The organism is Nostoc sp. MG11 (assembly GCF_014904695.1).
Classification (GTDB): domain Bacteria; phylum Cyanobacteriota; class Cyanobacteriia; order Cyanobacteriales; family Nostocaceae; genus Komarekiella.
This window is the reverse complement of the sequence record NZ_JACXXN010000008.1, coordinates 128,750-153,152: the sequence shown is the minus strand read 5'-3', so window position 1 is coordinate 153,152 and position 24,403 is coordinate 128,750. Positions and strand designations below refer to the sequence as shown.

Annotated in this window: 18 protein-coding genes; 7 read left to right on the top strand and 11 right to left on the bottom strand. The window is 41.6% G+C overall.

The window, feature by feature from the left end:
- Position 1 precedes the first annotated feature (1 nt).
- The 6 genes from HCR01_RS14565 (at position 2) to HCR01_RS14540 (ending at position 15,967) form a co-directional block, all read left to right on the top strand.
- On the top strand, positions 2 to 3,073 hold the full coding sequence (locus tag HCR01_RS14565; RefSeq protein WP_226889345.1) for a type I polyketide synthase: 3,072 nt from the start codon (positions 2 to 4) through the stop codon (positions 3,071 to 3,073).
- 113 nt (positions 3,074 to 3,186) lie between these two features.
- Entirely contained in the window at positions 3,187 to 10,770 is a 7,584-nt protein-coding gene (locus HCR01_RS14560; protein WP_193196875.1) for a non-ribosomal peptide synthetase, read from the top strand.
- Between the two features lie 62 nt (positions 10,771 to 10,832).
- The gene (locus tag HCR01_RS14555; RefSeq protein ID WP_193196874.1) at positions 10,833 to 11,630 is read left to right on the top strand and encodes an aspartate/glutamate racemase family protein; all 798 of its coding nucleotides are present in this window, start codon (positions 10,833 to 10,835) and stop codon (positions 11,628 to 11,630) included.
- A 5-nt stretch (positions 11,631 to 11,635) separates the two neighbouring features.
- The gene (locus tag HCR01_RS14550; RefSeq protein ID WP_193196873.1) at positions 11,636 to 13,660 is read left to right on the top strand and encodes an ABC transporter ATP-binding protein/permease; all 2,025 of its coding nucleotides are present in this window, start codon (positions 11,636 to 11,638) and stop codon (positions 13,658 to 13,660) included.
- A gap of 180 nt (positions 13,661 to 13,840) precedes the next feature.
- The gene (locus HCR01_RS14545) at positions 13,841 to 15,310 is read left to right on the top strand and encodes an aminotransferase class I/II-fold pyridoxal phosphate-dependent enzyme (protein ID WP_193196872.1); all 1,470 of its coding nucleotides are present in this window, start codon (positions 13,841 to 13,843) and stop codon (positions 15,308 to 15,310) included.
- A gap of 156 nt (positions 15,311 to 15,466) precedes the next feature.
- The gene (locus HCR01_RS14540) at positions 15,467 to 15,967 is read left to right on the top strand and encodes a DUF2059 domain-containing protein (protein WP_193196871.1); all 501 of its coding nucleotides are present in this window, start codon (positions 15,467 to 15,469) and stop codon (positions 15,965 to 15,967) included.
- 112 nt (positions 15,968 to 16,079) lie between these two features.
- Here HCR01_RS14540 and dusB read toward each other — a convergent pair whose 3' ends face one another.
- From dusB to HCR01_RS14510, 6 genes are all read right to left on the bottom strand, one after another.
- Positions 16,080 to 17,135: a tRNA dihydrouridine synthase DusB gene (dusB, locus tag HCR01_RS14535; protein ID WP_193196870.1), complete on the bottom strand. Its 1,056-nt coding sequence runs from the start codon at positions 17,133 to 17,135 to the stop codon at positions 16,080 to 16,082.
- 170 nt (positions 17,136 to 17,305) lie between these two features.
- Positions 17,306 to 17,422, bottom strand: coding sequence for a photosystem II reaction center protein PsbM (gene psbM / locus HCR01_RS14530; protein ID WP_193196869.1), 117 nt, complete (start codon positions 17,420 to 17,422; stop codon positions 17,306 to 17,308).
- A 116-nt stretch (positions 17,423 to 17,538) separates the two neighbouring features.
- The gene (locus tag HCR01_RS14525) at positions 17,539 to 17,835 is read right to left on the bottom strand and encodes a 2Fe-2S iron-sulfur cluster-binding protein (protein ID WP_193196868.1); all 297 of its coding nucleotides are present in this window, start codon (positions 17,833 to 17,835) and stop codon (positions 17,539 to 17,541) included.
- 190 nt (positions 17,836 to 18,025) lie between these two features.
- Positions 18,026 to 18,163, bottom strand: a complete 138-nt coding sequence (locus HCR01_RS14520; RefSeq protein ID WP_006195022.1) for a photosystem II reaction center protein K — start codon at positions 18,161 to 18,163, stop codon at positions 18,026 to 18,028.
- Between the two features lie 99 nt (positions 18,164 to 18,262).
- Positions 18,263 to 19,417 (bottom strand): tRNA guanosine(34) transglycosylase Tgt, encoded by a 1,155-nt coding sequence (gene tgt / locus HCR01_RS14515; protein WP_193196867.1) that lies wholly within the window; start codon positions 19,415 to 19,417, stop codon positions 18,263 to 18,265.
- A 261-nt stretch (positions 19,418 to 19,678) separates the two neighbouring features.
- Positions 19,679 to 20,131, bottom strand: coding sequence for a hypothetical protein (locus tag HCR01_RS14510; protein WP_193196866.1), 453 nt, complete (start codon positions 20,129 to 20,131; stop codon positions 19,679 to 19,681).
- Between the two features lie 594 nt (positions 20,132 to 20,725).
- Between HCR01_RS14510 and cobS the strand changes: the two genes are divergently transcribed.
- Positions 20,726 to 21,499, top strand: coding sequence for an adenosylcobinamide-GDP ribazoletransferase (gene cobS, locus HCR01_RS14505; RefSeq protein ID WP_193196865.1), 774 nt, complete (start codon positions 20,726 to 20,728; stop codon positions 21,497 to 21,499).
- A gap of 47 nt (positions 21,500 to 21,546) precedes the next feature.
- Here the strand turns inward: cobS and HCR01_RS14500 are convergent, their stop codons facing one another.
- The 5 genes from HCR01_RS14500 to HCR01_RS14480 form a co-directional block, all read right to left on the bottom strand.
- The gene (locus HCR01_RS14500; RefSeq protein ID WP_193196864.1) at positions 21,547 to 22,002 is read right to left on the bottom strand and encodes a PPC domain-containing protein; all 456 of its coding nucleotides are present in this window, start codon (positions 22,000 to 22,002) and stop codon (positions 21,547 to 21,549) included.
- Between the two features lie 84 nt (positions 22,003 to 22,086).
- The gene (locus tag HCR01_RS14495; RefSeq protein ID WP_193196863.1) at positions 22,087 to 22,761 is read right to left on the bottom strand and encodes a ComF family protein; all 675 of its coding nucleotides are present in this window, start codon (positions 22,759 to 22,761) and stop codon (positions 22,087 to 22,089) included.
- A gap of 123 nt (positions 22,762 to 22,884) precedes the next feature.
- Positions 22,885 to 23,367, bottom strand: coding sequence for a GNAT family N-acetyltransferase (locus HCR01_RS14490; protein WP_193196862.1), 483 nt, complete (start codon positions 23,365 to 23,367; stop codon positions 22,885 to 22,887).
- Between the two features lie 279 nt (positions 23,368 to 23,646).
- Entirely contained in the window at positions 23,647 to 23,799 is a 153-nt protein-coding gene (locus HCR01_RS40790) for a VOC family protein (RefSeq protein ID WP_226889354.1), read from the bottom strand.
- A 186-nt stretch (positions 23,800 to 23,985) separates the two neighbouring features.
- Positions 23,986 to 24,390 (bottom strand): VOC family protein, encoded by a 405-nt coding sequence (locus tag HCR01_RS14480; RefSeq protein WP_193196861.1) that lies wholly within the window; start codon positions 24,388 to 24,390, stop codon positions 23,986 to 23,988.
- Between the last annotated feature and the right edge of the window lie 13 nt (positions 24,391 to 24,403).

Sequence of the window (24,403 nt, the reverse complement as noted above, 5' to 3'; positions counted from 1 at the left end):
AATGACAATGATTTTAGTCTATAACGATAACAATTCAGAAATAGCAATAATTGCTGTTGCTGGTCGGTTTCCTGGAGCAAAAGATATTGAGTCTTTTTGGCAAAATATACATGATGGCGTAGAATCTATCTCCAGTTTTACCGATGAAGAGTTATTAGAATCTGGTGTTTCTCCAGATTTGCTGAGTAATTCTAATTATGTAAAAGCTAGTCCTGTTATATCAGACATTGAATTGTTTGATGCAAATTTCTTTGCTTATAATGCTAAAGAAGCTGAGTTAATAGATCCACAACAACGCCTATTTTTAGAATTAGCTTGGGAGGCAATAGAAAAGGCTGGTTATGACCCACAAACTTACAATGGTTTGATAGGGGTTTATGCTGGTGTGGGGATGAATCATTATTTGATAAAAAATATATATTCTAATCATCAATTATTAGAAAAAATTGACCCTCTTCAATTAATAGTTTCCAACGAAAAAGATTTTTTACCAACACGGGTTGCCTATAAACTCAACTTGACTGGGCCAGCAGTAAATGTGCAAACTGCCTGTTCTACGTCTTTGGTGGCAGTTCACCAAGCTTGTCAAAGTCTTTTAAATGGTGAATGTGACATGGCGTTGGCTGGTGGAGTGTCTCTGGGCGTTCCACAAAAAACAGGTTATTTGTATCAACCGGAAATGATCCTTTCTCCTGATGGACACTGCCGTAGTTTTGATGCAAAAGCACAAGGAACTGTTGGTGGTAGCGGTGCTGGGATTGTGGTATTGAAAAGATTAAAGGATGCGATCGCAAATCGCGACCACATCCATGCAATCATTAAAGGCTCGGCGATTAATAACGATGGCGCAATGAAAGTCGGCTACACTGCTCCCAGTGTTAGCGGTCAAGCCGCAGTCATTGGCGAAGCTCAAGCGATAGCTGGTGTAGATGCCGAAACAATTTCCTACATCGAAGCACACGGCACAGCCACACCTTTAGGAGATCCGATTGAAATCGCCGCTTTAACTCAAGCTTTTAATCAAACTACCGATAAAAAAGGTTTCTGCGCTATTGGTTCGCTAAAAACCAACTTAGGACATTTGGATACAGCAGCAGGTGTCGCAGGTTTGATTAAAACGGTATTAGCACTGCAACATCAAATGCTACCTCCTAGTTTACATTTCGATACACCTAATCCCAAAATTGATTTTGCTAACAGTCCTTTTTATGTCAATACAACCCTGACGGAATGGAAAACAAATAACACCACTCGCCGTGCTGGGGTTAGTTCTTTTGGGATGGGGGGTACTAATGCTCATGTAATTTTAGAAGAAGCACCTGTTTTTGAGCAGGGGGCAGGGGGCAGGGGGCAGGGAGCAGGGAGCAGGGAGCAGGAGAGAAATTATCAATTGTTGTGTCTGTCGGCTAAGACTGCTACGGCTCTTGAGAAAGCAACAGCTAATTTAGTCACGCATTTAAAAGAGCATCCAGAACTTAACTTAGGTGATGTAGCTTATACCCTCAATAGTGGTCGTCGGGGTTTTAATCACAGACGGATGCTGATTTGTCAAGACTTAGAAGATGCTGTTAAAGCTCTCAGTAACTTAGCAGCCCAACAAGTTTTTACCAATTATACAGAGATTACAGAACGACCTGTTGTGTTTATGTTTCCTGGTCAGGGTTCTCAATACGTCAACATGGCGCGGGAAATTTATCAAACCGAGACAGTATTTCAAGAACAAGTTGATTATTGCTCGGAAATCCTTAAACCTCTACTAGGGCTAGATTTACGTCATATCCTTTACCCCAGTGACGAACAGATTGATGAAGCATTAAAGCAACTTCAACAAACAGCCATTGCCCAAAGCGCTATTTTTGTCATTGAATACGCCCTAGCTCAATTATGGCAGTCTTATGGAGTAGAACCACAAGCTGCGATCGGTCATAGTATTGGCGAATATGTAGCAGCAACTCTAGCAGGAGTTTTTTCCCTAGAAGATGCCTTATTTTTGATAGCAGCACGCGGGGAGATGATGCAGCAACTTCCCACTGGGGCAATGCTTTCAGTTCCTCTACCCGTAGACAAGGTAAAATCCTTACTGGGGCAAGACCTTTTTGTTGCCGCGATTAATCAACCTTCGCAGTGTGTAATTTCCGGTTCAACATCTGCCGTAGATGCACTACAAAATCAACTTGCGACTCAAGGGATTGAATCTCGTCGTTTGCATACTTCCCATGCCTTCCATTCCCAAATGATGGAACCAATCTTAGAGGCATTTGCAGAGCGAGTTAAAAAAGTTACTTTAAATCCCCCCAAACTTCCTTATATCTCCAACCTAACTGGTACTTGGATTACAGTCACCCAAGCCACAAATCCTGACTATTACGCTCAACATCTGCGTTCTACAGTGCTGTTTGCCTCTGGTGTAGAGAAATTATTAGCAACACCAGAGCAAGTCTTACTAGAAGTAGGGCCAGGACATACACTAACTACATTAATCAAAATACATCCAAACAAAACAGCCACACAAACGGTGTTGACTTCGGTACGCCATCCTCAAGAAAAAAAATCCGATAATCATGTTTTATTCGCCACATTAGGTCAACTCTGGCTAGCGGGTGTCAAAGTAGATTGGTTGGGATTTTATAGTCAGGATGGATATTATCGTCTTCCCTTACCAACTTATCCCTTTGAACGCCAACGTTACTGGATTGAACCACCAAAAAAATATAGCGATGAGCTGCTCAAAACTACACCTTCACCAAAGTTAGATAATCTTCAGCCAGAAAACTTATCCGCACCTCACTCCAGACCCAATTTGCCAAATTCATATATAGCTCCCCGCAATGAACTTGAAGAAAAAATTGCCGATATCTGGCAAAAATTATTAGGAATTAAACAAGTAGGAATCCATGACAACTTTTTTGAATTAGGAGGAGATTCGTTAATAGGTGTTCAATTTATAACCCGATTAAGAAATACTTTTTTTATTCAATTATCTGTAACAAGCTTATTTGAATCCCCCACAATAGCTGACATCTCACTAAAGCTAGAGCAACAAAAAATTGATAGAGAAGAAATCGCAATATGAATAAGTTCAAAAACCCTCCGCGCCCCTCTGCGTAAAACTCTGCGCTCCTCTGCGTTTAAAAACAAAACATTTGGGATGCTCCCATCTACTAACCAGGTATGGAGGTAATTTCTGTGAATATCAAGCAATTTGTATCTGAACTTTCTCAGCAAGGTGTAAAGTTGTGGGTTGACGGTGAGCAGTTGCGTGTTAATGCTCCAAAAGGAGTATTGACAGCAGAAACTCGTGACTTACTAGCTAAGAATAAAGCAGAACTTATCTTGTTGCTTGAACAGAAAAACGTAATTGCCACCAACACTAATTTACCTATAATCAAAAGCGATCGCACTCAGAAATTACCTCTATCTTTTGCCCAAGAACAAATCTGGCTCTTGAATCAGTTAGAACCAGATAACCCCTTCTACAATGAACTAATAGCTCTACGACTTCATGGTTACTTGAACATCGTGGCACTAGAGCAAAGCCTCAACAAAATTATCGCTCGCCACGAAACCTTACGTACCAACTTCCGCACCATCAACGAGCAGCCAGTCCAGGTAATTACTGAAAGCTTAACCTTAACTGTGCCAGTAGTAGACTTAACAGAATTACCTGAAAGAGAAATCACTCTTGGGCAATTAGCCACAGCAGAAGCTACTCGACCATTTGACCTCGCTAGCTCTCCTTTAATTCGAGCTTCTGTAGTTAAAATCACAGAAGTAGAACACGTCTTGCTACTGACAATACACCATATTGTTTTTGATGGTTGGTCAACAGGCGTATTGATGCGGGAGTTAGCCAGCATTTACTCGGCTGTGTGCAATAATTCGTCCCCACAGTTACCTAAGTTACCAATTCAGTATGCCGACTTTGCGATTTGGCAACGGCAATTGTGGCAAACAGAGATACTGCAAACACAACTTAATTACTGGAAGCAAAAACTTAAAAACGCTCCCACTTTACTAGAATTACCCACAGACCGTCCCAGACCAGCCGTTCAAAGTTTCCGGGGGGCGCGTCAATATATAGAACTGCCAATTGAATTGAGTGAAGCACTTGCCAATTTCAGTAGGCAAGAGAGAGCCACCCTGTTCATGACGCTGTTCACAGCATTTGTGACCTTGCTTTATCGCTATACAGGCTCCGATGATATTGTAGTAGGTACACCCATTGCTAACCGCGATCGCCTAGAAATAGAAGGGTTAATTGGCTTTTTTGTCAACACTTTAGTATTACGCACAGATTTGTCAGGCAACCCCAGTTTTCAGCAGTTACTAAGTCGAGTGCGGCAAGTGACACTGGAAGCTTACGCTCATCCAGACCTACCCTTTGAGGAGTTGGTCAAAGCATTGCAGCCACAACGCGACCTCAGTCATACACCACTTTTCCAAGTGTTGTTTGGCTTCCAGAATGTACCTGCGTCTGGAGTAGAACTTACTGGTTTAACTGTAAGTTCTTTGCCAACAGAAAGCGCAACGGCAAAGTTTGACCTTACCTTAGTCATGCAGAACACTGCCACTGGACTAGTGGGTATGTGGGAGTACAACACTGACTTGTTTGATGCAGGCACTATCGAACGGATGGCAGGGCATTTTGTGACGTTGCTGGAAGCCATTGTTACTAACCCACAGCAATTGATTTCTCAATTGCCTCTGCTGACAGAAGCAGAACAACGAAAGTTACTTGTCGAGTGGAATGATACTCAAGTTGAGTACCCCCGTGATAAGTGTATCCATCAGTTGTTTGAGGAGCAGGTTGATAGCACACCCGATGCAGTGGCAGTTGTGTTTAGCGATCGACAACTAACCTACCATGAATTGAACTGCCGCGCTAACCAGTTGGCGCACTATCTAAGAACTTTGGGTGTAAAAGCTGATGTGTTAGTGGGCATTTGTATAGAGCGTTCTATAGAAATGGTCGTGGGGCTGTTGGGGGTTCTCAAGGCGGGTGGTGCTTATGTGCCACTTGACCCAGAGTATCCAACTGAACGTTTGCACTTTATGCTTAAAGATGCTCAAGTTTCAGTGTTGCTTACTCAACAGCATCTAGTTGACAGACTACCTGAGCATCAAGCGAAACTCATCTGTTTAGATACACAGTGGGAGAGCATAACTCAGTCAAGTCAAGATAATCTCATTAGTAATTTACAAGCAACTAATCTGGCTTATGTGATTTATACCTCTGGTTCTACAGGAACACCAAAAGGAGTGATGATTGAGCATCAGTCTTTGGTCAACTTTACAAAAGCTGAGGTAACACAATGGGGGATTAACCAAAAAGATTGCATCCTCCAGTTTAGTTCTTTTAGTTTTGATGTCTTCGCTAAAGATGTTTATCCCTGCTTAAGTGTTGGCGGCACACTGGTGTTGCGGACAGAACAAATGTTGAATTCCTGGCTCGCTTTGATGGAAGGAATTGAGCGTTGGCAAATAACCGTACTCAATCTACCAGCAGCTTACTGGCATGAGTTAGTTACAGAACTGGCTCGAACAAACAAGAGTTTGTCACCGATACGACTAATAACTATTGGTGGAGAAAGATTATTACCAGAAAAAATCAAACTGTGGTACGAATACATACAACAAAATGCAGATTTATATAAGTTTGCAACTTCCCCCCAGCTAATTAACGGTTACGGACCTACAGAAACAACAATTCAAGCTAGTGGCTGTCCCTTATCTGCCCAGATGTGTGATGCCTTGTCCTCGGTTCCCATTGGTCGCCCCCTTCCCAACACACAAATCTACATTCTCGACTCGAACTTACAACCAGTTCCCGTAGGTGTACCAGGAGAACTGCACATTGGTGGCGCAGGATTAGCACGAGGCTATCTCAACCGCCCGAAATTAAAACAAGAGAAGTTCATTTCCAACCCCTTTGACAATTCAAAATTCAAAATTCAAAATTCAAAATTATATAAAACCGGGGATTTAGCACGCTATTTACCCGATGGCAACATTGAATATATAGGACGTATAGATAATCAAGTTAAGATTCGCGGCTTCCGCATTGAGTTGGGCGAAATCGAAACAGCACTGAGTCAACATGGAGATGTACAGGCATCTTGTGTCATTGCCCGTGAAGATATCCCAGGTGATAAACGCTTAGTCGCCTACGTGGTGTTGCATCAGCACTGTACACCCACAATCAATCAACTACGGCACTTCCTAAAGGCAAAACTCCCAGAGTACATGGTGCCAAATGCAATAGTTATTCTGGAGTATCTGCCACTCACTCCCAACGGCAAAGTAGACCGCCGCGCTTTACCTGCACCAGATTTACACAGCGAACCCAAAAACAAATATATTGCCCCAAGCACACCGATTGAAGAAATGCTGGCACAAATTTGGGCGCAAGTGCTGAAAGTGGAGCAAGTGGGTATTTATGATAACTTCTTTGAACTGGGGGGACATTCGTTACTAGCAACACAATTGCTATCACGTATTGGCAACATTTTCCAAGTAGAATTACCTTTGCGTAGCCTGTTTGCCGCAGCCACAGTTGCCGAATTAGGGTATCTGATTGGGCAGTTGCAGCAACAGAAATTAGAACTAACTTCTCAACCAATCTTAAGGCGGGCAAGGGATGCTCAATTACCATTGTCATTTGCTCAGCAGCGTTTGTGGTTTTTAGACCAACTGCAACCGGGCAGTGGTTCCTACAATATGCCCTTAACTGTGCGTCTAGTAGGAAATCTCAATCAACCTGCCTTAGAACAAAGTTTACAAGCAATCATTGGTCGCCATGAAGCTTTACGCACCAATTTCCTTACAGTTGATGGACAACCAACTCAAGTTATCCAAACAAAAACGAATTGGACACTATCAATTATTAACTGCGAAGATCTACCAACAAGTGAAAAAGAAATTGCCATACAGCAATTAGTGCAGAAACAAGCCATTCAACCTTTTAGCCTGGCAGATGAACCGTTAATCAAGGCAACTTTAGTCGTGCTGTCTCAAACAGAACACGCTTTGTTAGTGTACATACATCACATTGTCTCGGATGGCTGGTCAATGGGTGTGTTTATCCAAGAGTTAGCATCGCTGTACAATGCTTATTCTCAAGGTGAGCTGTCACCCTTAGCGCCATTGCCGATTCAGTACGCAGATTTTGCAATTTGGCAGCGAAACTGGTTGCAAGGGGATGTACTGCAAAGGCAACTGAGTTACTGGCAACAACAATTAGCCAACGCACCAGCTTTATCTTCTCTACCGACAGACCGACCTAGAGGAGCTATGCAAACTTACCACGGGGCATATCAAAAGTTTGCACTCTCAAAAGAACTGACTGTTGCACTCAAACAGTTGAGCCAAACAGAAAGTGTGACTTTATTTATGACGTTGTTAGCAGCATTCCAAATATTGCTATGGCGCTATAGTGGGCAGGATGATATCTGCATAGGAACACCGATCGCTAACCGTAATCGTGCAGAAGTAGAACCATTAATTGGCTTTTTTGTCAATACCCTTGTGTTGCGTACCCGCTTGGATGGTAATCCTAGTTTTAGGCAGCTATTATCACGGGTGCGAGAAGTGGCTTTGGGAGCATACTCTCATCAAGATTTGCCTTTTGAAATGTTGGTGGAAGCATTGCAGCCAGAACGAAATCTCAGCCATAACCCAATGTTTCAAGTATGGTTTAATTTAATGAACTTGGCAGACACTCAACCGGAACTTTTTGGGTTGTCTTTAGAACCGATATCGATACCAGAAGCAGCTTCCAAGTTTGACTTAAGCTTGTATGTTGCAGAACACGAACAAGGAATAACTCTGCAAGTAGTCTACAATTCTGACCTATTTACTTCACAACGAATGGTGGAAATGTTGCAACAGTTCCATCATTTGCTGAATCAAATTGTTGTCGAGCCTGATAGTGCGTTAGCGCAGCTTACCGTTGGCGGAGCCTCTCGTAGAGAAGGTATCGCCTCTTATTCTCTTGTCACACCACAAGCCCGATTTTTGCTGCCAGATCCCACAAAAGCCATACCAGAACCAGAATACGAATTAGTCACAACCACGTTTACCTCTTGGGTAAATAGCACCCCAGAACTCTCAGCAGTGCGTCAAGGCTCTCGCACTTGGAACTATGGGGAATTAGGCAAAAGCTCCCAAACCTTAGCCAGGGTGATGCTGAGTCACGGAATCCAACGGGGAGATGTCGTCGCCTTGTATGGGACATCTAGTTTTGGATTGATTACCAGTATACTTGCCGTTCTTTTAAGTGGAGGAGTACTACTGATTCTCGACCCCCAACTTCCAAGCGTTCGCCAACAGCTGATACTCAAAGAAGCTAAAGCTAAATACATATTGGATATTGATGGTCAGTACCCACAAGGCGAGGAGATATGGCAGTCTCTAACTGTCATACGTATAAATAAAGACACGGCAGAACCGATAAATTATCGCCAGGAAAGCAGTCAGACAATACCCCTGCCGGAAATATCTAGTGATGATGCAGCCTATATTTTCTTTACTTCTGGTAGTACTGGCGTTCCGAAAGGAGTGTTAGGGTGTCACAAAGGGATAGCGCATTTTATCAGCTGGCAGCGTCAGATCTTCGGAATTGGTCAGCAAGACCGCATTGCCCAATTAACAAAACTTTCCTTTGATGCCATCCTTAGAGATATCTTCTTACCTTTAACTAGTGGTGCAACCTTATGTCTGCCAGCCCAAGGAGATAACTTAGAACCGACGAAAATCCTGCGTTACTTGGAACGCGAGCAGATTTCTGTTGTACATACAGTTCCTTGCTTAGCGCAATCATGGTTAGCTAATGTACCAAAAGAAGTTTCTCTGCGTCACTTACGCTGGTTATTCTTTTCTGGAGAACCGCTTAAGGAAACACTGATAAGGCGGTGGCGAGATGCTTTTCCCCAAGCAGGAGAAATCATCAATCTTTATGGGGCGACAGAGACAACTTTAGTTAAGTGTTACTACCAAGTACCTAGCGAACCGACACCAGGAATACAGCCAGCAGGATGGGCAATACCTGAAACTCAAGCACTAGTTTTGGGTGTAAATCAGCAATTGTGTGGCATTGGAGAACTGGGAGAGATTATTTTGCGAACACCATTCCGCAGCTTGGGCTACATTAATGCCCCAGCAGAAATGCGCTCTCGATTCGTCAAAAACCATTTTCGCAATGACGACCAGGATTTACTGTACTATACAGGCGATCGCGGACGCTATCTTCCAGATGGTTCCCTAGAAATTATTGGTCGCCAAGACCATCAAGTCAAGATTCGCGGCATACGTATTGAGCTTGGGGAAATTGAGACAGCATTAGCACAACACCCATCTGTACATCAGACTGTAGTGACTGCCCGTGAAGATGCTTTTGGTGAGCAAAGCTTAGTGGCTTACATCATCCCAAATCAGCATTCAGCACCCACTATTAATGAAATCCGCAACTTCCTCTCCACGAAGTTGCCACAGTATATGGTTCCTTCTAGTTTTGTCTTCCTAGATAGCTTGCCACTCACACCCAACGGCAAGGTAGACCGCCGCGCTTTGCCCGCACCTTCTCACATTAATAACTCAGGCACATTTGTCGAACCCCGTAACCAATTAGAACTGCAATTGGTGCAAATTTGGTCAAAGATTCTCAAAATTGACAAAGTGGGAGTACAAGATAACTTTTTTGACTTTGGCGGTCATTCTCTTTTAGTTCCCTTCTTAATGGCTCAAATTAAGCAACAGTTTGGCAAAGAGTTACCCTTGGCAAGCCTATTCCAAAATCCCACTATTGAACAGTTGGCGACAATTGTGCAAATAGACTCAGATTGCTCAAATTCGTCTTGCTTAGTACCAATTCAGCCAAACGGTGCAAATTTACCTTTCTTCTGCGTGCCCGGCGCTGGTGGCGAGCCTTTCTACTTGTATCACTTAGGGCGTTATTTAGGAGCAGATCAACCGTTGTATAGTTTTCAACTAAACAATCGAGATGGAGAATTAGCGCCAGCCACCCAAATTCGGGATATGGCTTGTAATTATATTCAAGCAATCCAAGCTGTTCAGCCGCAAGGGCCATACTTTTTGGGAGGGCATTCTTTTGGAGGCAAAGTAGCTTTTGAAATGGCGCAACAGTTGCAGGTTCAGGGACATCAGGTAGAACTGCTTGTGATTATTGATACTACCGCACCAACCTCTAATGAAAGGCAAACACGTCTTGATTGTCTTGATTGGGATCATGCTAGGTGGCTGATTGACTTGATCAAAATAGTAGAAGTGACGCTGGCAACGAAGATGGACATTTCTTACAATACTCTGCGATCGCTGCCCGTGGACGAGCAACTAAAATATGTTTTACAGCTTTTGAAAATGGTTAATATGCTACCTCCTAACGCTGAAACTACGCAGCTAAAAAATATGATGCAAGCCTATAAAGCTAACTCTCTTTCTCTCATTGATTACGTACCACAACATATTTATCCTGACCAAATTACGCTTTTACGTGCCAGCGAACCTCTTGGAGAAAATTACGTTAGAAAATTACCTGATGAGATGTTACAAGATTCAACCTTGGGCTGGAATGAATTTTCTGGCGAACCAGTGAATGTCGATTTTCTGCCAGGCAATCATGTGACAATGATGGCTGAACCCCACGTCCAGGTGTTAGCCGAACGGTTGAAAGTCTTCATCCAGCAAGCACAAGCTTCTCCAAAATTCGGCAATAAATTCAAACCCATAAAGCCTGATTCTGTCCAAGTTTTGTAATTACGAATTGGTATAAGCCATTCGCCGCTAAATCGTTGCAATCACTGATTTAAAGAATATTTATGAATAAAAAACTACCAATGCTTGGAGTTTTAGGTGGTATGGGGCCTGTAGTTACTGCCGAATTTCTCAAATCTATTTATGAATATAACCAGTTTATTGACAAGGAACAAGAAGCACCCAACGTCATTGTGTTCTCACTTCCTTCTGCACCCGATCGCACAAGTTCAATTAATAATGGAAATGAAAGAGAATTTATTGATTTTATTCAACTGCATCTAGAAAATCTCAATAAATTGGTTGACCGCATAGTGATTGGCTGTTGTACATCTCATTATGCTCTGCCTCATATCCCAGAACATCTTACTAATAAAGTAATTTCCTTAATTAAAATCGCAGATCAACAACTTCAAGAACATGATGAACCTGCCCTTTTGCTGGCAAGCACAGGCACTTACCATAAAAAATTGTTTCACGAAGGCTGTGCTGCTACAAATCGGATTATTTCTCTATCTGAAAAAGACCAATACTCAATTCATGAGCTGATTTATCGAGTTCTTAAACGCGGACAAGACCCACTCACAATTCTTGTAGATATCCAAGCATTATTACATAAATATAATACTCGTTCCTATATTTCTGGTTGTACAGAATTTCATTTATTCACAAAATCTCTCAAACTCAATAAAATTGATTCTATAAAAGCGATTGATCCTTTAACTACTATTGCTCAAAACTTTTCTCAGCTATTAGAAACAGCTACATCTAGTTCTATTTTACTCACAGAAAAAATAAAATTACCTCAGCAATTTAATTCATCGACTATTAACTCTAAAACGGCTTTGTGTGAAACAATTTAATCTATATGCAAATTCAAGTTTTTCCTAATCAACCTTCAAAAAATCCTTCTTTTATTTCGGCTTTTACTCAATTTTGGGAAAACGTAAAAGCGATCGCAGGGCCTTACTGGTATCCAACAAAGGCAGGGAGCAGAGCATTTTCAGACGTGATTCGTGCTTGGGGGATGCTAGCTCTCCTGATATTATTAGTAATGGCGCTTGTGGGCGTAACCGCCTTTAATACCTTCATTACTCGCGATCTAATCGATATTATTGAAGAGAAAGATTATTCTAGCTTTCTTCAAACGATATCACTTTACGCCGTTGGTCTTTTCTGCGTAACACTCTTGGTAGGATTTTCTAAATTTGTTAGAAAGAAAATTGCTCTTGATTGGTATCAATGGTTAAATAATCACATTTTAGAAAAATATTTGCGTAATCGCGCCTATTATAAAATCAATTTTAAATCTGATATCGATAACCCAGACCAACGTCTAGCTCAAGAAATCGAACCTGTTACCAGAACTTTTTTTAGTTTTTCAACTACTTTTTTAGAAAAAGTGTTGGAAATGATGATTTTTTTAACAATTCTTTGGTCAATTTCTCAATTCGTTGCATCTGTTTTACTTGTTTATACAATCATAGGAAATTTAATTGCTCTTTACTTAACTCAAGAATTAAATAAGATTAATCAAGAAAAACTTGAAGTTGAAGCCGATTATAATTATTCTCTAACTCATGTTCGTAATCATGCTGAATCAATAGCTTTTTTTCGAGGAGAAAATCAAGAATCAAATATAATTGGGCGGAGATTTGATCAGGTTATTAAAAATGTTCAACGCAAGATTAATTGGGAAAGAAATGAGGAAATTTTTAACCGAGGGTATCAGGCCCTTATCCAAATATTTCCTTTTTTAGTACTTGCACCTTTATATATGAAGGATGAAATTGATTTTGGCCAAGTTAGCCAAGCTAATATGGCTGCCAATCTATTTGCTAGTGCGCTGGCAACATTAATCAATGAATTTGGAACTTCAGGACGATTTTCGAGTTACGTTGAGCGTTTAACTGAGTTTTCAGATGCGTTAGAAGCTGTTACCAAAGAACCAGAGAATGTAAGTACTATTAAAACAATAGAAGAAAAACGTCTGGCTTTTGAGGATGTCACTTTACAAACGCCCAACTATGAACAGGTAATCGTCGAAGACTTATCATTGTCTGTTCAGCTAGGAAAAGGTTTATTGATTGTTGGGCCTAGTGGTCGAGGTAAAAGTTCTTTATTGCGAGCGATCGCTGGTTTGTGGAATGCGGGAACTGGCCGTCTGGTGCGACCTCCCCTAGAAGAAGTCTTATTTTTACCCCAACGTCCTTATATAATTTTGGGAACTTTGCGCGAACAGTTACTCTATTCGCATACAGACCGAAAAATAAGCGATCGCGAACTCGAAGAAGTTTTACAACAAGTAAATCTGCAAAACTTGCTTACCCGCGTGGATGGCTTTGACACAGAGGTTCCTTGGGAAAATATATTATCGTTAGGAGAACAACAACGCCTCGCTTTCGCACGACTATTAATTACACGTCCTAGCTTCACCATATTAGATGAAGCAACGAGTGCTTTGGATTTGAATAACGAAGGAAATTTATACAAACAATTACAAGAAACGCAAACAACTTTTATTAGCGTTGGACATAGGGAAAGTTTGTTTAATTACCATCAATGGGTTTTAGAGCTTTCAGAAGATTCTAATTGGCAACTTATTTCTATACAGGATTATCAACTGCAAAAAGCAATTGTCATTAATCCACCTGAAAAAGCTCAAATAACAATAGATATTTTCTCTAACAATGAACTTCAAATAGAACCAGAAATCTCAGCAGCAACAGCAACAATTGTCAGGCTTTCTCATCAAGAGATGAAAACATTAACAGACTATTCTCTTACTACGATCAGAAGTAGGGCAAGCCAAGGAAGATCCATCACTACTAAGGATGGCGGAACCTACCAATACGACAAAGACCCAAAGGTTTTGAAATGGGTGAAAATTTAAGGGCTAAAACTGTTAAATAATACCGATTCAATTAATGATTGTAACAAATCCTTTGGTAGAGACGTTGCATTGCAACGTCTCTACATGGTCTATCTGTTACATTGTTTTTTTAAATTGGTATAAGGATATAAAAGTGCAAAACAGGTTAATCTCTAAAACGTTGGCTTTTGCTAGAGACTAATGCTAAATCAAAACCAAACACCCTTATTAAACGCCTTAAAAGCTAATGCAGCACGTCCCCACGCTCCTTTTTACACCCCAGGACATAAGCAAGGTAAAGGCATTTCTCAATCATTAGTTGATTTACTAGGTAAAGCTGTGTTTTGCGCTGATTTAACCGAATTAGCTGATTTAGATAATCTGTTTGCACCCCAAGGCGTTATCCAAGAATCACAACAACTGGCGGCTGAGGCTTTTGGCGCTTCACAAACATGGTTTTTAGTCAATGGTTCTACCTGTGGAGTGGAGGCGGCAATTCTCGCTACCTGTGGCACGGGCGATAAAATCATTCTGCCTCGAAATGTGCATTCTTCTGCGATCGCGGGTTTAATTCTCTCTGGTGCTATCCCAATTTTTGTTAATCCTGAATATGATCCAGTTTTAGATATTGCCCACAGCATTACGCCTAGTGCTGTACAATCTGCACTCCAACAACATCCTGATGCCAAAGCTGTCTTGGTAGTTTACCCAACATATTACGGTGTTTGTGGCGATTTGAGCGCGATCGCTCACATTACGCACCAATACAATATCCCTTTACTCGTAGACGAGGCCCACGGCGCACACTTCGCTTTTCATCCAGAATTACCCACCCCAGCTTTAGCCTGTGGCGCTGATTTAACTGTACAATCCATTCACAAGGTACTTGGTGCTTTAACACAAGCATCGATGTTGCATATCCAAGGTCATAGGATAGATAGCGATCGCATCAGTAAAGCTTTGCAGCTCATACAGTCTACTAGTCCTAGTTATTTACTTTTAGCTTCTCTGGATGCAGCACGTCAGCAAATGGCATTGCAGGGAAACATGCTGATGTCTCGCACTTTGCAACTTGCACAAGAAGCTAGAACCAGAATTAACCAAATTCCTGGATTATCTACTCCTCTTGTCTGTAGAGAGGAGATAAGTTTATCTGGTTTTGTAGCTTTAGATCAAACGCGGCTAACTGTCACAGTTTCTAATTTGGGTTTAACTGGATTTGAGGCAGATGAAATTCTGGATGAAAAATTGGGTGTTACTGCCGAATTCTCATCAATGCAACATCTTACTTTTATCATTAGTTTGGGCAACACCCATGCCGATATTGAGCAATTAGTGCAAGGTTTCACTAGTCTTGCCCAAGAATATCGCCACAACTTGACTTTAAGAACTCCCATTTGTCAAAATCTTGTAAGTACGATGGGATATTCTTGGCATTTTTCTCCCCGTGAAGCTTTTTTTGCTGTTAGTGAAACACTACCTTTGGCAAAGACAAGCGATCGCATCTGTACTGAAACTGTCTGTCCCTATCCTCCAGGAATTCCTGTTTTAATGCCAGGAGAAATGATTACCAAATCGGTTCTTGACTACCTGCAACAAATCCAGGTGATGGGAGGATTTATCAGCGGTTGTGCAGACCCTAGCCTAAATACATTAAAGGTAGTGAAATAATGAGTAAGTAGGTAGACGTAATTAAATGTAAGATAAAACTTTTGTTCGTAGTGAGCGATTTATCGCTCTATACAAGGTTCTTAAGGGCTAGAGCCGCTTACTACAAGCTTTGCTTTAATTAAGCCCTTCTACTTAATACTAATAGGTTTAAAGTACATGAAGATAAAACTTTTAGTTTCAGCAGTAGTACTTTCAATAGTTACTATTTTTAATGGAGTTGCTTTTTCTCAGATTCCAAAGAATCCAACCGCACCTACGACTAATACTCAAGAAATAGAAAAAACTAATAACATCAGACAATTACTCAAGATAACTGGTTCAGAAAATCTTTCTCGGCAAATAATGCTTCAATTAGTAGATACCTTAAAGCCTCAATATCCGCAAGTGCCTCAAAAAGCTTGGGATACTTTTCTGGCAGAACTCAAGCCAAATGAGCTGATGAATGAATTAATTCCTGTATATGCGAAATATTTCACTAATGAAGAGATAAAACAAATGATTGCGTTTTATGAAACACCTTTAGGCAAAAAAACAATTAGTGTTCTTCCTCAAATTTCGCAGGAATCAGCAGAAATTGGTCAAAAGTATGGAATAGCAGCGGCTAAAAGAGCTTTGCAAAAGTTAGAAGCGGAAGGATATTTGCGTCGTCGTCCCTAAAAAAGATTTGACGCAGAATTGGCAATTTATATATAGGTTTGCTCGGTCTTTTTTAGATTGAATTATTTAGCGCCAAGATGCAAAGTCTTGGCGTAAAACCCTAAAATCTTTGTTATACCAACGCTAAGTTAGATTCTATCTCTTCCTCTAGCTCATAACCATTAGCCAGTTTTTCAATAGCTCGATCAATCAACTGCAAACCCTGATCGACCGTTTCCACCAAACTTAACTGTCCGCGTAAATCAGCAGCACCGACGAAGCCTTTAGCATACCATGTCATGTGCTTGCGGGCTTGACGTACACCGCGATCGCCTTTATATTCCCATAAAGCTTGCAAATGTTCTCTAGCACATTCCAAGCGCTGAATTGGGGTTGGCGGTGGTAACATTTCCGCAGTTTTGAGGAAATGATCAATTTCTCCCACCAAAAACGGATAACCTAAAGTCCCACGGGAACACATTACGCCATCAGCGCCAGTTTGCTCTAAACATTTTACCGCCGCTTCAACAGTGAAAATATCCCCATTCCCAATCACTGGGATAGAAAGCACTTCCTTAACGCGGGTAATCCATTCCCAACGGGCATTGCCATTGTACCCTTGGGCGCGGGTGCGTCCATGCACCGTAATCATTTTTGCTCCTGCATCCTCCATGCGTTTGGCAAAATCGAGAATCGTGATTTCCTTGTCATTCCAGCCAATACGGGTTTTCACTGTCACTGGTACATCAACAGCTTTTACCACTTCCCGCACAATAGCCTCAGCTACTTCTGGTTGTCGCAATAACGAAGAACCACCACCATTTTTGGTAATTTTATTTACCGGACATCCCATGTTGATATCAACAGTATTAGCGCCTTCCGCAACTGCTTTTATCGCTGCTTCAGCTAGGAAATCTGGACGACAATCAAACAACTGAATACTAATTGGGCGTTCGTTGGGGTCTACCTCCATAATTTTGGGTAACTGCTTGACATAGTGCAACCCTGTAGCGTTCACCATTTCTGTATACATCATCGAATCTGGGGCATAGCGACGCACAAGGCGACGGAATACCATATCTGTAACCCCAGATAAAGGCGATTGGAGAACTCGACTTTTTACCTCGAATGAGCCAATTTTTAAGGGTTGGGATAGTTTATTTTTTAGATTATGAGACAGTGAAATCATACAAACAATGATTAAATTTAAGGACGAGCAGGATATTGGTTAAGCCAGACACTTGTCTATGAAAACTTTTTTGAGTCTCTATCTACTATTATCTAGCTTTTTAAACATCCTTAATAAACAAAAACCCCTGCACCAATGGTGTAGAGGTTTTTTATTTTATACACAAACTATTAATTATCTTTTCCACCTTCGCGGCTAGCAGTTTGGATGTACAGAATTAGTAAAAACACAGCGGGAACTAGTACGAACAAAATGCTCGCTACGAACCCTAGGTCATTAACTTGCATGGCAAGAAAGCCTCTCTTAGATTTCCAGTCAACAACTTTAGGATAGCATCATCGATGACAGAGTTAGCCCAAATTTTCTACTTCCTCAAACACTAACTACAGATGCTCTGCAAAACTTAAGGCTTCGTGACTACACTGACGGAACCATTAACTAAAGTTTGACAGGCAAGGCGGTAATTTTCTGGCTTTTTCTTGAATTTCCGGTTTTCTACATCTGTACGGGGAGAAAGATTTTCTAATCCTTCGACTATCTCAACAATGCAAGTGCCACACTGACCGTAGCCACCGCAATTTGTCATCTTGCCAATCAAGGTATAAATATCAATGTCATTTTGCATTGCTTTGAGCCGCAGATTAGCACTATCCGCCGCTATTACTTCTTTATTTTCTTTAACAAATTTGATATTACCCATACCTGATTCCTCTTGACTGTTATGTAAGCTTAACTTTCAAAGCTTTGTATTAAGATGATTTGATTCACATCTTACTTAACTATGTTAATTCATTGCAAAATATTAAGAAATATAAACTTACGAAAAAAATGATGCCACAAAAAAATAGGACAGGTAATATACCTGTCCCAAAAGTTGGTAAGAGATTAACTTACCTAAAACCTACGGCTGCTTGCCAAACGAATGCAAGCAACAAAAAGAATACGGGAATGACTGGGAGAACGTCCACCAAGGGGTCGAAGATTTGGTAAGCTTCAGGCAATTTTGCCAATAAAAGTGCTGCTTCCATGTTCGTTTAAATCCACCTATCCAACACAGCTTTCATAATTGAGATGTATCTTAACACGGTTTGGGTATTGGGCATTTGTCAAGAGTCAAAAGTCAAGGGTCAAGAGTCAATATTTATTCCCCCACTCTCCCACTCCTCTACTCCGTCTGCTTCACTCAGCCAGTGTCCAAATTCTGCAACAAACCGATCGCTTAAGATTGCTTCTCGGATCTTTTGGGTGAAACAAATTAGTTCGGTGATGTTGTGAATGCTCAACAATGTGTAAGCTAAGATTTCTTGCGATCGCACTAAATGAGATATGTAAGCGCGGCTGAAATTTTGACAAGTGTAGCAGGGACAAGTTTCATCTAAAGGCGTAAAATCTTCACGAAACTTAGCATTTTTTAAATTCCAGCGATCGCCTTGGACTATTGCTGTGCCATGTCTGGCCCACCGGGTAGGAATGACGCAATCAAATAAATCTATACCAGATGCGATCGCGATCGCCATTTCCCGATAAGTACCCACGCCCATCAAATAACGCGGCTTTTCGGGTGGTAGAAGCGGCGCTGTGACTTGCACAATCTGAGCCATCAATTCTGGTGGTTCTCCCACGCTCACGCCACCAATGGCATATCCAGGCAGATCTAACTTAGCTAAAGCCTCAGCCGCACGGCAGCGCAAATCTAAATAAACGCCTCCCTGCACAATCCCAAACAATGCCTGCTCACTACTTTGATGAGCCACTATACAGCGTTCTAGCCAGCGGTAAGTGCGCTCAGTTGCGGTTTCTACCTCTTGACGACTAGCTGGATAGGGCGGACACTCATCAAATGCCATAATGACATCAGCCCCCAAAGTATTCTGAATCTCGATGGAGCGCTCTGGTGTCAAGTTAATAATTTGTCCATCATGGGGTGAGCGAAACGTTACACCTTCTTCAGAAATTTTTCGCATTTCGCTCAAACTGAAGACCTGAAACCCACCAGAATCGGTGAGCATCGGCCCATTCCAACCCATAAATTTGTGCAGTCCGCCACCCCCAGCTACAATTGCTTCTCCTGGTTGTAAGTGGAGATGATAGGTATTGGACAATATCATCTGCGCCCCAGTTTCCCGTAGCTGAGACGGGGTGATAGTTTTGACATTTGCCAGCGTCCCAACTGGCATAAATCTGGGGGTTTCTACAAGACCGTGAGGAGTGAAAAATACCCCGGCTCTAGCTTTTGTTTGGCTACATTGAGCAAGACGTTGAAAAGAAAAATTGGCACTCAAGGCAAAATTAACGCTATTTCGCTAAATTACGGACAAACATAAAAATTGGTAATTGACTTTTAGTACACATTACTGGCGTGGGAGAGGTAAAATGTTGCAATAAATTTTCTTGTAGTGTGGGCTTCTAGCCCGCACCGGACGGGCGAGACGCCCATCCCACAAGAGGAAAGCTAATGCACTATTTTAGCTGTGCCACGCCATTACAGTGATCACTACTAACCTATTACCAACTTTTAAAGTATATGCTCTATCAGTCGCTATTTAGAAAGAATCAGAACTATCGTCGTCAATTTCTGCATCCCATCGGGCTGAGAGTACTTGCTCCATCATCGCCTCTATAGCGCTGACATTCAAGCTCCTGTCTCGTCGCTCTTGCAAAGGGGTAGAGTGAGGAACCAGCCGCAGACACACGCCTTCTTGCATCAAATCAAGGTAAGTTTCTTGTTGCGGGGATTGTTTGAGTTCCAGGTAATCAAAACTCAAAACATTCAGATAAAGTGCCTTGTTAGCGACTAGGGTAGACCTTTGTGGATTAGCAAAAACTTCCATCACATCCCCTTCACCCTCGCTCAATAGCTGATCTCCGTGGGTGTAGATGTAGTGGACTCGACCTAAATCAGCTAGCAACCGCCGCATGTCGAGCTTATTCACAATGATGCCCGTGTTAACGATGCACGGAGCTGGTATCCTGGTGTCGGGTAGATGGTGACTCATAAGGAAATAGCAATTGAGCAAAGGAGCGCGACAACACAGCTAAACAGTCAATTGAACAGCTTGTTGAATCCCTACATCTAAAAAAATATCAATTTTGTAGGGCGATCGTCTAACAGCCTGGAGCAAGTTCTTAGTTAAAGAATATAAAACAAAAAGATCACTGATGGAATTGTGGTTTTTTGAGTTATTTACATTTTGTAAAAAATTATACCCAAATTTTTTTGGATATCACTGAGAACAGCATAACAAAATTTTGAGAAAGAATCTCTAATACAAGTAAATCTTATTTAAAGCTTTAACTGAAGTGTGTGGTAATTACCCAATATCTTTGGGGGAAAGGGGAAAGGTATAGAATATACCTCTTGCATAAATGCTTAAATTGTCATGTTGAGCGGAGCGAAACATCTCGGAGATTCTTTCCTGCGGAACGCTATGCGTAGCTTGCTTCCCCATAGGGTTACCCTCCACTACGTTCTAGTTAGAATGACACTAATAATTTTCGGACTTTTGCAAGAGGTCTAATTTTCTATTTTATATTTCTTTTTTAACCCTTATTTAACATCTGTGCAACTCAGTATTACAGGGATGCCAATTATGATTAAACAGCAACAGTGGCGGAAAAAACTACTGTTAAAGCTGGCAGCTAGCGTTATATTTTATACTTCTATTCCACTACCAAATTTGGATGAATTGGACTTTCGAGGGGTGGCGCGTTTTGCTCCGTTTGTAGGGCTGCTGATTGGGGGAATTTTAGGGTTATTGGATACGGGGATGAATTATCTGGGTATGCCAGTATTAACTCGTAGTGCCTTGGTAGTGTGTGTTTGGGTTGCCATTACTGGAGGACTGCACTTAGACGGGGCAATGGATACTGCCGATGGGTTAGCAGTGGGCGATCCAAACAGGCGACTGGAGGTGATGGCAGATAGTGCCACAGGTGCGTTTGGGGCAATGGCAGCGATCGCCATACTACTACTAAAAACAACAGCTTTAACGGATATGCCAGAAAACCGTTGGCTAGTATTGATGGCTGCTTGCGGGTGGGGGCGTTGGGGACAACAATTGGCGATCGCCCGCTATCCTTATCTAAAACCAACGGGTAAAGGTGCGTTTCACAAACAAGCCATTCGTTCTTACAAAGATGTGTTACCAGGACTGTTGTTACTAATAGGTTTGAGTAGTTTACTTTTGCTGACAGATAAAAAGCGCCTATTTTTGGCGCTAGGCATGATTATTGCAGGGAGTGCGATCGCCACTCTCACTGGTGCATGGTTCAATCACAAATTAGGTGGACAGACTGGAGATACCTACGGCGCAGTCGTTGAGTGGACTGAAGCCTTATTTCTCTGCGTAATGACCACTTTTTAAGCAATGGGGAATGGGGGAGAATAAATATTATCTCCTGACCCTTGACCCTACTTAATCGGTTGCAACTTTGTCACTTTAAGTTTAAAAATCCCAACCCCAGTTTCCCCAAAAGACCGAACGCGAACGATATACGTCCCTGTTTCGTTGATGCGGGTAAACAGTAGGGAATTGCTGCTACCATCGGGGCCATCATCATTTTCTGCTAGTGTTGAGCCATCAGGTGCTAACAGTGTGATGATGCTGTCAAAGCTCTCAGATGAAAGATCGACCGCTAGATTATCGCCCTTTTCCAACTTCACAGTGTAATCACGGGCAAACCCACCTTGACCTGTGGGTATATCCTTGTCAGAGAGTGTATCGGAAAGTTCAGTAGTATTAATTAATGGGATTGGACTATACAACTTATTTTGAGCAACAGCTGCTCTTGTACTTATACTTATTGCCAATAATGTGGCAGGAACGATGATGACTTTTCTCAAACCCGCCGCAAAACCTTTATTCATAAATTTCAAGCAATATTGACACACAAACAAGTAATTTGGTCGATTATAGAGTTACTGGGCCTAGTTTGCCTAGGAATTCTTGATTTATCTGTCTTTTACGGCAGTGGCTACAGCTGCCAAACCTAAGACTACAATTCCACGCTGACGAAGTGTTTGCACAGCAGATCTGGCAGTAGCACCAGTTGTGTAAATGTCATCCACTAACAGCACTGGCACATCTGAAAGGTGACGAAATTCTTGCCCAACAGCAAAAGCTTCAACCAAGTTTTTTTCTCGCTCACCCGCCGATAAGCCAAACTGCGCTTCAGTCTCTCGCACCCTTACTAAATAATTTAGTTTCAATTTTAACCCAGTTGTTTGGCAGAAACTTTGTGCTATTAATGCAGCCTGATTGTATTTACGTTGCTTTTGCTTAGTGGCGTGCAGTGGGATAGGAACTACCACAGGTCGTTGATAACCTTTTGGTAAATTTAATAACCATGCTTGTGCTAACCATTGACCCAAAGGACGAGCAATTTGGGGCTGGTTTTCGTATTTCATCACGGTGATCGCTCTTTTTAGAGAACCGCCGTACGCTCCCCAGCCAAATACTGGTAATGGCTCTCGCCACAAAGAACTAGGGTTTTTATGGTGAAAGTTTTGCAGTTGTCTGGTACAGTTTTGACAAAATTCCTGGGAAGTTGCGCGTTGGCACAGAGGGCAATGGGATTGAAGGAAAAGATTGAGTAAGCCTGTAAGATTTTTAGTCCAAGTGTGCATTTGTCATTTGTCCTCTCTTACAAAGTTCTGATCGGAGGAAGCCTCTCTACGAGACGCTCCGCGAACCGCTCAGACTTTGCGCTTTGTCATTTGTCATTTGTCGAAAATTAATGACTAATGACCTTAGCGTAGTGACTTAACATAGACGCGATCGCACCGTGTTGTTTCTACACCTGTTGTCAGGTTGTATCCATTGCTTTCATACAGTTTGACTGCTTCTACCATCACACTGGCAGTTTCAATCCAAATTTGCTGAAAACCACGATCTGCGATCGCTGCTTCTAGCTGTTGTAACAAATATTTCCCCAATCCCAAACCCCTAACGCTGGACAAAAGATACATTTTGCGGATTTCTACAGCTTTTTCGCCACGATGTATAGGGTAGTATGCCCCAGTACCTACTAACTGGCTTTGGTGTTCAATTACCCAAAATTCGCCGCCAGTTGCTAAGTAATATTCCTCCACTTGCACTACATCTCGGTCTGCGCCGTTGGGTTCCCAACCCAGACCATATTCTGATAGTACATAACTGATGACTTCGGCGGCTCTGGTGCGATCGCTCTCTTCCCAATTACGAATTAAAAAATCGCGATAATGATTTCTCATTTTAATTACTATAGCTTCGGAAGCGCTAAACAAAAAATACCATCCCTTCATAAGGATGTTCTTTTGTTATCTTAATTCGTGTAGCTAAATCTGAGGTATGAATCTCTAGTTTGTGATGGTTTGGATCTGTAAAGTAGAGAGATGCACCTTAACTGGTATTTTCTTGCCAAATTTTGGCTGATGTTCTAATACATTCACTGATTTTTCAAAGTCTTGTTCAGAAACGCTAAAAGCGATGTGAGTATACTCTTTTAACTGAGATTCTCTGGTGTTGTCATCTTAAAAAATGCAAAACCACAAATCACCTGCTAGAAGATAAGCGCCTTTTTTCCACTTTGCTATAGGCTTAAATCCTAAAACTTCTTTGTAAAACTGGAAAGATTCTTCCAGATCTTTGACAGATAGATTAATGTGATTAATCCCAGTAATCATCATCTTAATTTTATTAACTTGGTTAAGTTTGTACGAACAGCAAGATTCCCGAATTCTTTAAGAATTCGGGAATCTAACCCAATGACCCAATAGTTTAGTCATCTTTAGAAAATTTTATCCTTACACAAACACCACTTAGTCAGCAAAGTGTAGTTTAAACATTAGATAATTGCTAGTAGCAAACTTCTAATTTACGATGCCCAAATTGTTGTAAATTTCGATCAGATTGCCATCAGGATCGCGAAAATGAGCTGTGCGGATTCCCCAATCTGGGCGATCTTGAGGTGGAGTCACAACGATCGCATGATGATCTTTTACTTGTTGATAAACTTCATCGACGTTATCTACTGCGAAAATCAAAGCAATTTTGTCTCGATTGGCTACATACGAAGGCTGTTCAACACTGGGGACGACTTGAGCCATTAATTCTTTTTTGAATAAACCCAGCTTGACATATCCGGTATTAAACTCAGCGTACTCACTATTTTCATCGCCCCAATCGACATCAAATCTCAGCAAATCGCGGTAAAACAGAAAAGAATCTTTGTAGTTGGCGACAAGCAGTCTCAGGTGTGATAACTGAAGCTTCATATCTGTTGCGTTA